General features: G+C 28.2%; 7 protein-coding genes. 6 read left to right on the plus strand and 1 reads right to left on the minus strand.

The window, feature by feature from the left end; genetic code table 11:
- The first annotated feature begins 26 nt into the window (after positions 1-26).
- From LPB302_RS10805 to LPB302_RS10830, 6 genes are all read left to right on the plus strand, one after another.
- Complete coding sequence (locus tag LPB302_RS10805; RefSeq protein ID WP_053973535.1) at positions 27-1,754, plus strand: SulP family inorganic anion transporter; 1,728 nt, start codon at positions 27-29, stop codon at positions 1,752-1,754.
- Positions 1,755-1,815: 61 nt separating this feature from the next.
- Positions 1,816-3,222: an MBL fold metallo-hydrolase gene (locus tag LPB302_RS10810; RefSeq protein WP_053973534.1), complete on the plus strand. Its 1,407-nt coding sequence runs from the start codon at positions 1,816-1,818 to the stop codon at positions 3,220-3,222.
- A gap of 1 nt (position 3,223) precedes the next feature.
- Positions 3,224-3,592, plus strand: a complete 369-nt coding sequence (locus tag LPB302_RS10815) for a rhodanese-like domain-containing protein (RefSeq protein ID WP_231658703.1) — start codon at positions 3,224-3,226, stop codon at positions 3,590-3,592.
- Positions 3,593-3,713: 121 nt separating this feature from the next.
- Entirely contained in the window at positions 3,714-7,004 is a 3,291-nt protein-coding gene (locus LPB302_RS10820; protein WP_053973533.1) for a toxin-antitoxin system YwqK family antitoxin, read from the plus strand.
- Positions 6,973-8,910 carry a DUF3857 domain-containing protein gene (locus LPB302_RS10825; protein WP_053973532.1) on the plus strand — a complete coding sequence of 646 codons (1,938 nt, stop codon included), beginning with the start codon at positions 6,973-6,975 and terminating at the stop codon, positions 8,908-8,910. Before LPB302_RS10820 ends, LPB302_RS10825 begins: the two co-directional genes overlap by 32 nt.
- Before the next feature lie 5 nt (positions 8,911-8,915).
- On the plus strand, positions 8,916-10,877 hold the full coding sequence (locus tag LPB302_RS10830; RefSeq protein WP_074613518.1) for a DUF3857 domain-containing protein: 1,962 nt from the start codon (positions 8,916-8,918) through the stop codon (positions 10,875-10,877).
- A 67-nt stretch (positions 10,878-10,944) separates the two neighbouring features.
- Here LPB302_RS10830 and tsf read toward each other — a convergent pair whose 3' ends face one another.
- Entirely contained in the window at positions 10,945-11,916 is a 972-nt protein-coding gene (gene tsf / locus LPB302_RS10835) for a translation elongation factor Ts (RefSeq protein WP_053973531.1), read from the minus strand.
- Positions 11,917-11,933 lie beyond the last annotated feature (17 nt).

Genomic DNA, 11,933 nt, shown 5'->3' on the forward strand with positions numbered 1-11,933 from the left:
ATAATTATTAGTAGTTAGTTGCTATAATGAATATAAAGAAAATAATACCAATTTTAGAATGGTTACCCAACTACAATACATCCTTGTTTAAAGGAGATTTGGTTGCAGGAATAACTGTAGGTATTATACTTATTCCTCAAGGAATTGCTTACGCATTAATTGCAGGTTTACCTCCAATTTACGGTTTGTATTGTGCATTAGTTCCACAGGTAATGTATGCAGTTTTTGGTTCATCTAGACAAGTAGCAATTGGGCCAGTAGCAATGGACTCTCTAATTGTAGCAACAGGAGTTTCAACCTTGGCTCTAGCAGGTTCAGAAAGTTATATCTCTATAGCAATTTTGCTTGCTTTAATGGTAGGTACAATTCAATTTATATTGGGTATTTTTAGCTTAGGCTTTATAGTAAATTTCTTATCTAAACCTGTAATAACTGGCTTTACATCTGCAGTAGCTTTAATAATTGGTTTAAATCAATTTAGAAATTTATTTGGAGTTGATTTTTTTCAAAGTGATCAAATTCAATATATCATTATAGACATTTGGGAGCAATTTTCAACATATAATGCTCATACTACAATTATTGGTTTGTTATCTGTAATAACAATCATAATCTTTAGAAAGATTAATAAGAAAATACCAAATGCATTAATTGTAGTTATTCTTGGAATTCTAACTATGAAGTTTTTTGGATCATCTTTTAACGATGTTTCTATTGTAAAAGAAATTCCTTCTGGTTTGCCATTTTTTGGAGTTCCTGAGTTTGAAATAGATCAAATTAAAGAACTTTTACCAATTGCATTAACCTTGGTAATGGTTGGTTTTTTAGAAACTATTTCTATTGGTAAATCATTAGAAGCAAAGCAAGATGAATATAGAATTAGACCTAATCAAGAATTAATTGCATTAGGTTTAAGTAATATTGCTGGTTCATTTTTTAAAGCATACCCTTCAACATCAAGTTTTTCAAGATCTGCTATCAACCAAGAAAGTGGAGCAAAAACAGGAATGGCTGCTTTGATTTCAGTAGTCATGGTTGTTATAACCTTATTGTTTTTAACGCCATTATTTTACTTTTTACCAAAAACTGTATTAGCTGCAATTATTATTGTTGCTGTATTTAATTTAATCAACTTTAAAGAAGCTTCCTATTTATGGCAAGCCAATAAATTAGATTTTTGGTTAATGATGTCTACCTTTTTAGCAACGTTATTATTAGGTATAGAATATGGAATTGTTGTAGGAGTAGGCCTATCTTTAATCATTCTTATATATAGAACTTCTAAACCATATGTAACTGAATTAGGGAAAGTACCAAATTCTAATTTTTACAGAAATAAAAATAGATTTGAAGAAGTAATTATAGAAGACGATATTTTAATTTTCAGGTTTGATGCGCAATTATTTTACGCAAATGCAAGTTATTTTAGAGACAATTTAGATGAAATGGCTGCAAAGAAGGGTAGTGCTTTAAAGTTGATTGTTTTAGATGCAGAGAGCATAAATAGAGTAGATAGTACAGGTGTAGAGATGCTGAAAGAGCGTATTCGCTTTTATCAGAAGAAAGATGTAAAATTTTACTTTGCAGGCGTAAAAGGCCCTGTAAGAGATGATTTATTTAAATGTGGAATTCTAGATATTATTGATATCAACCACTTTTTTATGAGAGCCAATCAGGCTGTAAAATTTTACAAAACTGGTGATCGTAAACATCAAGAAAAATTTGCCAAATACATACATCAATCATATAAATAAAAAGAGTAGAATGATGCAATTTATAATCATTCAAATAGTAATAACTAAATAATCGTAAAAGATGAAAATAGAACAAATTTATACAGGATGCCTTGCACAAGGTGCATATTATATAGAAAGTAAAGGTGAAGTAGCAATTATAGATCCTCTTAGAGAAGTTCAGAATTATATAGACAAAGCAAATTCAGATAACGCAAAAATTAAATATATTTTCGAAACTCATTTCCATGCAGATTTTGTTAGTGGTCATGTAACTTTAGCTGAAAAAACAGGTGCAAAAATAGTTTATGGGCCAACAGCAAAAACTAATTTCGATGCTCTAATTGCAGAAGATAATCAGGTTTTTCAATTGGGTGATATTACAATTACAGCTTTACATACGCCAGGTCATACAATGGAAAGTACTTGTTATTTACTAAAAGATAAAGAAGGTAAAGATCATGCAATTTTTAGTGGTGATACACTTTTTTTAGGTGATGTTGGTAGACCAGATTTAGCTCAGAAAGGAGATATTACAGAAGCAGATTTAGCAGGTTTTTTATATGATAGTTTAAGAAATAAAGTAATGACTTTGGCAGATGATGTAATTGTATATCCTGCACATGGAGCAGGTTCTGCTTGTGGTAAAAACTTAAGTAAAGAGACTGTAGGTACAATTGGTAATCAAAAAGAAACCAATTATGCATTAAGAGCAGATATGAGTAAAGAGGAATTCATTAAAGAAGTAACAGATGGTTTACTGCCTCCACCAGCTTATTTTCCTTTAAATGTAAAATTAAATAAAGAAGGTTATAAAGATATAGATGATGTTATTAAAACATCTACAAAGCCATTATCTGCCAAAGAATTTGAATTTATTGCAAATGAAACAGGAGCAATTATTTTAGATGTACGTCATCAAACAGAATTTATAAAAGGATTTATACCTCAATCTATTTTTATAGGTATTGCAGGCGGTTTTGCACCTTGGGTTGGTGCTTTAATCAAAGATATTAATCAACCAATTTTATTAGTTTCTCCAGAAGGAAAAGAAGAGGAAGTAATTACAAGATTATCTAGAGTTGGGTTTGATAATGTACTTGGTTATTTAGAGGGTAGTTTCGAAACTTGGCAAAAATCGGGTAAAGAAATTGATACTCTAGAATCGATTTCAGCAGAAACTTTGGCAAATAAGATAGAAAATAATCAACCTGTTTTTGATGTAAGAAAACCAGGTGAATATGCAAGTGAGCACATAGAAGTAGCAGAAAGCACACCTTTAGATTTTTTAAATGATCATATTTCTGAGTTTCCTAAAAAAGAAAAGTTTTATATACATTGTGCAGGTGGTTACAGATCTGTAATTGCAGCTTCTATCTTAAAAGCAAGAGGATTTCATAATGTTGTGGATGTTGCAGGTGGTTATGGAGCCATTAAAAAGACAGAAATTCAAAGAACAGCAGCTGTTTGCCCATCAACATTAAAATAAGATGAAAACTATCGTTAGTTTTTTATTAATGAGTTTCTTCTTTCTGAATTGCAACACTCAAGAAGAATTGTCTTCTATTTCTACAAACGAATTGAAAACATTATTACAGAATGACACAATTCAATTATTAGATATCAGAACTCCAGAAGAAGTAAAATTAGGGTCTATAGATAAAGCTAAGTTTGCTAATTTTTTTGATGATGATTTTGTGCAGCAAGTGTCAACTAAATTTGATATTGAGAAACCTATTTTCATTTATTGCAGATCAGGAAATAGAAGTGTAAAAGCCTCAAAATTACTAAAACCTAAAGGTTATGTTGTCATAAACGTTTTAGGTGGTTATAATAAATGGAGGGCAGAGAATAAATAGTTTTGTTTTACTGTTTGATTTATAGATGGTTATAAGTTTGTGGCCAAGTTGATAAAATAATAATGGAGAATAATTACAGTATATCAGGCTGTATTTATTCTCTTTTTTTTATTTTAGAAAAATGAAAAGAATACTCCTTCTGTTAGTTTTCATAACTAGTGTTAGTTATGGACAAGAAAAAATTCCCTTTATTGATTACGAACAAATTAAAGAAGAAATTGCTAAAGCAGCTTCTGAGGGAGACTATGAAAAAACCTTAGAGCATATCAATAAAATAAGTGAAAATGACTCCATTTATTATACGCTTTTAACTTCAAAATCTTATTACTTATTACAACTAAAAAAGCACAAAGAAGCATTAGAAGTTGTGAATAAAGGTATAAACGATATACACAATCATTCAAAAGTGTTTTTTTATGTAAATAAAGGTGTTGCACTTACTAATTTAGAAAAATATGATGAAGCCATTAAAGCATATGATGAAGGCTTAAAGATGTATCCAAATAATTTTCTTTTAAACTTCAATAAAGGTGTTGTTTTAGAAACGCAAGGAAAGTTGAATGATGCTATAGAAGCGTATAAAAAAAGTATTATTATTAATCCATTAAACAGAAAACCACACCTACAAATTGGTAATATATATTATAAGCAAGAAAGATTAACACAGGCTTTAATGTCTTTTAATATGTATTTATTGCTTCAGCCAGATGCTAATGGTGCTTTTGGGGTTCTAAAATCTTTAAATAATATCGTTGTTTCTGAAAACTCAAATGTTAGAGATGAAGAATTGGAGTTAAATGATGCAGATGATTCATATGATGAAATAGATTTAGTGCTTTCTAGTAAAATAGCTATGAATGAAAAGTATGAAACTGGTAATCCTATAAATATAGCTTTAACCAAACAAAATCATGCTTTATTTCAAAAACTAAAAGAATTTGAAGGTGAGGATAATTTTTGGACAGAGAAGTATCTTCCAATCTATAATTGGGTTTCTGAAAACGATTATTTTAATGATTTTATTTACACTTTGGTATATTCTATAGAAAATGAGGAGTACAAAAAGATTGTTGAAAAAAACATTAAAAACATAAAGGCATTTTTGCCAGCATTTCAAACCAAATGGATTGAAATCGTATCTCAAAACAACATCAACTTTAATGGTAAAAACCAAGAGGTATTTTATGAATATAGTAACAATACTGTAAATGCTATTGGGCAAAAAATAAATGGAATTTCAGTAGGTGATTGGGAGTTTTTTAATGAATCAGGTAAAAAAATTGCAAAAGGTCAATTTAATCAAGAAGAGAAAAAAACAGGAGATTGGGTTTGGTATAATTATAAGAATAATATTAAGGAAACAGCTTCTTATGTCAATGGTAATCTAGAAGGAAAAAACTTTATGTATTATGAAAATGGTAAGAAATACATAAATGCTAATTTTAAGAATAATGCTTTAGAAGGTGAATACGAATATTTTAATGATAAAGGAGCTTTATTACAAAGAAAATATTTTAAAAATGGAGAATTAGAAGGCGTTTATCGAGCTTATTTTCCTGTTGGAGAAGATATTTTAGAATTTATAGTGCCTTATAAAAAAGGCTTGATTGAAGGCGAAGTAAAAGAGTTTTATGCCAATAAAGATATATATGAAGTTTCGAATTACACAAATGGTAAACTAGAAGGTATAGTTAAAAGATATTACTATAATAATAAAATCTCATCAGAAATATCTTATGTAAATGGCGATTTAAGTGGACCTTATAAAGCCTATTATACAAATGGTCAAATAAGTGAAATTGGGCAAAGTTTAGAGGGTTTTTATGATGGAGATTGGAAAACTTATTACTTTGATGGTCAATTACAAAGTGAATTTAAATATAAAAAAGGCGATTTAAATGATATTTATAACTTTTATGATACAGATGGTAAATTGTATTACACTTATGAATATAGAAGAGGAGAACTCATTGCTTATACCTTTTATAATAAAGAAGGTAAAATTATAAAAGAAGGAAGAAAAAAAGGAGGTGAGTTTTATTATGAAGGTTATTCTGCAACAGGAAATAAAATTTCTGAAGGTTTATATGATATCTCTGGAGGTAAAATGGGTGAATGGAAGTTCTATGATAATAATGGAGTTTTAAACGCAAAAGGAACTTTCAAAGAAAATAAAACCAATGGTATTTATATCACCTATTATAAAGATGGCAGTGTAGCCTCAGAAGGTGAATATAAAGACGATCTTTTAGATGGTTATTACGTAGAATATCATCCTAATAATAAAATGAAATCTCAAGGATGGTATAAGAATAATTTAGCTCATGGTGAATGGCGTTATTATTATAAAAACGGTACTTTAGAATCCATTAATTTCTTTCACAAAGGTCAGATAAATGGTAAACAAGATAATTATGATGTTGCTGGTAACCTCAATTCTAGAACAACCTATAGTTTTGATAATCTAGTTTCAGATATCGTATACGATACAAAGGGTAATATAATTCAAACCATTAATTATCAACCTAAAGAAAATTCTTTTAAAGTAGAACTACAACATTATAATGGTAAAGTAAGAACTAAAGTAGATTATTTAAATGGTCTAAAACATGGTAATTATTCTTATTACTATTTTAATGGAGATAAAAGAACTACAGGCACATATGTAAATGGTAAACAGCATGGACTTTGGACATGGTATTTTGATGATGGATCTATAGAAAGTACAACTAATTTTCTTTTAGGCGAAGTAAATGATAAAACTACTAGATATTATAAAACAGGAGAGCTAGAAGCTGTTTATAATTATAATAATGGTTTAGAGGTAGGTACAGATTTAAACTATTATAAAAATGGTAAAATAGAAGTTTCTACAGAATACGTAAATGGTAAAAAACATGGAAAGAAAGTCTTATATGATGAGTTAGGAGAACTGCAAATAATAAGGTTTTATAATCATGGGGTATTAGTTGGTTATAGTTATTTGGATAAAGAGGGTAAAGAGCTACCACAAATTAAAATAACAAATGAAACAGCTAAGATTAAAGCCTTTTATAAATCTGGTAAGCCATCAATAGTAATGGAGTATAAAAATGGAGAAACTATCAATAATTATACCTCTTATCATTCTAATGGAAAGTTAGAAAGTGAATTATTTTATAAGAACGATTTAAAAAACGGAGAAGCCAAATATTATTATTCAAATGGTAATACAAGAATGAGTGTAAACTATTTACTAGATCAAAAAAATGGTAAATTCTTAAGTTTTTATGAAGATGGAAAACCTAAAAGAGAATATAATTACATTAATGATGAGTTACATGGTTTAGGAAAGTATTTCGATGAAAAAGGAAAATTAACAAAGAAAAAAGAGTTTGTGAATGGAGAGGTTTTTAAAGTTACACTACTTTAAGTTTAGTTTAGTATTATTATTTACAACTTTAAATCTTAATGCTCAATATTCAAAAGAATTTTTAAAATATAGCAAAGCTTATCCAGAGTCATCAAGGGTTAGGTTACAGCAGAATATAGAAATTCGAATAGAAGAAAATAATGGACAAATTCTCATTAGTCAAAATGTCTTAGAAGAAGATTTATTTCTTAACGAATCTGCAACATATAATTCAAAAAACAGATTGAGCTTTTCATCTTTTTTTGAGTTAGATAAAATAGAAGCTTCATCTTTTAATTTTAGTAATGGTAAATATTCAGAAACAGAAGTAACTAACTTTGTAGAAAAAGATGAGTTAGATGATTCTTTTTATGATGATACAAAAACATTAAATTTTATATATCCTAACTTAAAAAAAGGTTCTAAAACCAATTTAGAGTATACTCAAATCGTAAAAAACCCACGTTTTTTAAGTACATTTTATCTAGCAGATTATTTTCCGATTATAAATAATAAAATAAAAATTATTGCAGATAATTCTATAGGTTTAGACTTTAAAGAATTTCATACAGAGAAAGTAGATGTAAGTTTTTCAAAAAAGAAAAAACGAAAAACTACAGAGTACATCTGGCAAATTAGTAATACAAAAGACTATGATTTCGAAAATAATGCCCCTAGTTTTAAAACATTTCTACCTCATATAGTTCCACTAATTACTTCTGTAAAACTAAAGGATAAAACAATACCCATTTTAGGTGAAGTTAAAGATCTTTATAATTGGTACTACTCTTTGGTAAAAGACATTAATAAAGATGAGCCAAATCCAGAATTGGTGGCATTGGTAAATCAATTAACAAAAGATAAAAAAAACGATTTAGAAAAAGTAAAGGCAATATACTATTGGACTCAAAAAAACATAAAATATATAGCTTTTGAATATGCTTTAGGTGGTTTTATTCCAAGAGAATCTAATGATGTTTTTAGAAAAAAATATGGTGATTGTAAAGACAATTCTAGTATACTATATAGAATGTTAGAAATTGCTGGTTTAAATGGTAATCTAACTTGGATAGGTACTAGAAGCATACCATATACTTACAAAGAAGTACCAACTCCTGTTGTAGATAACCATATGATTTTAACCTATAGTTTTGATAACAAAACTTACTTTTTAGATGCAACAGGTAGGTTTATTAAAATGGGTTTACCAACATCATTTATACAAGGCAAAGAAGCCCTAGTATCATACAAGGACAAGTTTAAGATTATTAAAGTACCAATTGTAGATGCTAAAGAAAATTTAGTTGTAGATGAAAACGAGATTCAGTTAAAAGACGGTCAAATAGTTGGAAAATCAAAAACTAAAATGATAGGTTATCCAAAAATAGATATTTACAATAGGTTAGAGAATTTAAACTCTAAAATTAAAACAAAAGAGTTTTATAATGTCAACTTAAAAAAGGGAAATAATAAGTTTTTAATCACTGACTTTAATGAAAATAATAAGTATGATTATGATAAAGAATTTATAATAGATTATAATTTTAAAATTGATAATTATGCCAAACAGTTGGGCAATGAAATTTATGTTAATCTTAATTTAAATCCTTATGCATCTGATTACAAGGTTAAAAAGAATAGAAAAAGACCTATTGAATATGATTATAAAAGAGTGTTCGAAAATAGAACTACACTGTTAATTCCTAATGGGTTTGTAGTAGATTATATACCTGAATCAAAAACATTCAAAGATGATTTATTACAATGTGAAATAACTTATAAAATTGTTGGTAATTCAATAATTTATCATCAAATAGTTACACAAGACTATTTAGTTTTAAACTTAGCACAACAAAAATTGGTTAATGAAACCATAAAAAAAATTGAGAAATATTATAAAGAAATTATTGTACTAAAAAAGAAATAATTACCATGAAAAGAAAAATTTTAATTACGTTACTTTTAGTAGTCTACCAAATTAGTTTTTGTCAGAACACACCATTTTTTAAAGGATATGATTGGGATTCAAATCCTAATTATTCTGTTAAAGAAACTACTGAAAGTATGATTTCCATAAAAGAAAAGTTGGTTACAGAGTTTTTCTATGATGGAGATGATTTTGTGGAGTACTTTTTAGAACATAAGGTTTTATGGTTGAATTCAGATGATGCAATCGAAGATTATAATAAGATTTATTTACCATTTTCTTCAGATTCAGAGCTACAAGTAAACAAAGCTAGAGTAATTGATGTTACAGGTAAAATTATAAATTTAGATGATTCTAAAATTCTAACTGCAGAAGATGAAGAATCAGGTAGAACCTATAAATATTTTGCTTTCGAAGGTATTACAAAAGGAAGTTATATAGAGTTTTTGTACGTTGTAAAAAGGTCTCCTTTATACATGGGTAAAAAATTGTATGTCCAAGCATCTTACCCTAAGAAAGATGTTCAATTTGATTTATTTTCACCTTCCAATTTAGTTTTTGATTTTAAGAGCTATAATAACCTACCTGATTTTATTGAAGATACAACTGTAGTCAATAAAAATCATTATAAATTGAGGCTGAATAAAGTAAACAAATTAGAAAACGAATATCTTTCTGCTTATAATGCCTCAAGAGGTTTTTTTATCTATAAATTAGATAGAAACACAGCTAATAACAGTAATAATATTGTTTCATATGATAAGGTTTCTCAAAATCTGTATTCTTATTATTATAAAGAGTATTCTAAAAAAACCAATCAGGCTATTAAAACATTTATTAATGAGTTAGACTTAAATAATATAACTGAAGAAGAACAAAAGATTAGAGGTATAGATAATTATATCAAGTCAAATGTGTTTTCCTCTGATATTGCTAGTGATGATTTGGAAAATTTAGATGAAGTTTTGTCTAAAAAAGTAGCAAATGAGACTGGAGTTTTAAAACTCTATTTAGCCTTACTAAGATCACTAAATATTAAACATGAACTTGTATTAACTAGTAATAGAAAAGAATTAAAATTTGATAGAAAATTTGAGTCTAATAACTTTTTAACTGAATTTCTAATTTATTTTCCAAAGTATAAAAAGTATTTATCTCCAAACGCAAATAATACAAGGTATGGTTTTCCTGCACCCTATTATACAGATAATTATGGACTATTTATAAAGGAAGTTACAGTAGGTAATTTTAAATCAGCATTAGGTAAAATTAAGTATATAAAACCAGTAAAAGCCAAAGAAAATTATGATACGATGATTGTCGATGTTAGTTTTGATAAGCAAGATCTGACTTCAAATTCTATTCATTTTGAAAGAGCTTTTAATGGTTATTATGCCATGAATATTCAACCTTTTACCAATTTAATAGTTGGGGAGAAAAGGGAAGAGTTAATCAATAGTATTTTTGAGAATATAAGTGAGAATATAGAAATTTCTAAAAGTGAAATGGTTAACGACAAACCAGAATTGTTTGGAGTTGAACCAATTACATTTATTTCAGATTTTACGACTAATGATTTTGTGGAAAAAGCCGGTAGAAAATATTTATTTAAACTTGGTAAGCTTATTGGTGCACAAATGCAATTATACCAAGAGAAAGAAAGAGTACTTCCTTTAGAGAACGAATTTCAAAGAAGCTATTTCAGAACAATTAATATTCAAATTCCTGATGGTTTTAAGATTACAAATTTAGATGATATTAATTTAAACAATGTTTACCTTTTAAAAGGTAAGGAGGTGTTTTCATTTAAATCTTTTTTTTCTATAGAAAATAATTTGCTTAAAATTACTGCAGATGAACATTATAGAAAGAATATAGTGCCTGTAGATATTTATGAAGAATATCGTAAGGTAATTAATAGTGCAGCCGATTTTAATAAAATCGTACTACTTTTAGAGCTCAAATAGTCCATATTCATAAAACAAAAAACCTCGCAAATTGCGAGGTTTTTTTATTTGTATCTTAAAATAGAATCTATCCTAAAGTTACTCTTTTAAAAGAAGATACTTCAACATCACCATACGTTTTAACGTATTCAGCAACATTTTTCTTCTCATCTTTAATAAAAGTTTGGTCTAATAAACACTGCTCCATGTCTAAAGTAGTATTATCAGCTACGAATCTTTCCATTTTCCCTGGTAAAATTCTATCCCAAATCTTTTCTGGTTTTCCTTCAGCAGCTAATTGTGCTTTTGCATCAGCTTCAGCTTGCGCTAAAACTTCAGGAGTTAATTGAGACATAGAAATAAATTGAGGTACATTCTTTAATGTTTTACCTAATCTACCTAACTCAATATTATCTTTTTCAATTACTGCAATTCTAGCTTCTGTTTCAGCAGCTACATATGAAGGATCAAAATCTTTATAAGATAATGTTGTTGCTCCCATAGATGCAACTTGCATAGCAACGTCTTTTGCTAAAGTTTCAGCATTGTCTACAACAGCAGATAAACCTACTAAAGCAGCAATTTTACCAATGTGAGTGTAAGCACCAACAAAAGCAGCGTTCACTTTTTCAAAAGCAGTAATTTCTAACTTCTCACCAATTACACCAGTTTGTTCAACTAATTTATCAGCAACAGTCATACCACCAAAGTCAGCAGCTAAGAAATCTTCTTTATTGTCAAAGTTTAAAGCGATATCAGCGAATTCACCTCCTAAAGCAACAAATTTATCGTTCTTACCAACAAAGTCAGTTTCACAAGCTAAAACAATAGCAACACCTTCTGTCTTGTCATCGTTTATTCTTGTAACAGCAACACCTTCTGTAGATTCTCTATCAGCTCTTTTTGCTGCAATTTTCTGTCCTTTTTTACGTAAAACGTCAATTGCTTGATCAAAATCACCACCTGCTTCAACTAATGCCTTTTTACAGTCCATCATTCCAGCTCCAGTAGCTTCTCTTAATTTTTTAACATCAGCAGCACTTACTTTTACTGTTCCCATGTTATGTTTTAATTTAA

Source organism: Polaribacter dokdonensis (assembly GCF_024362345.1).
Lineage (GTDB): Bacteria > Bacteroidota > Bacteroidia > Flavobacteriales > Flavobacteriaceae > Polaribacter > Polaribacter dokdonensis.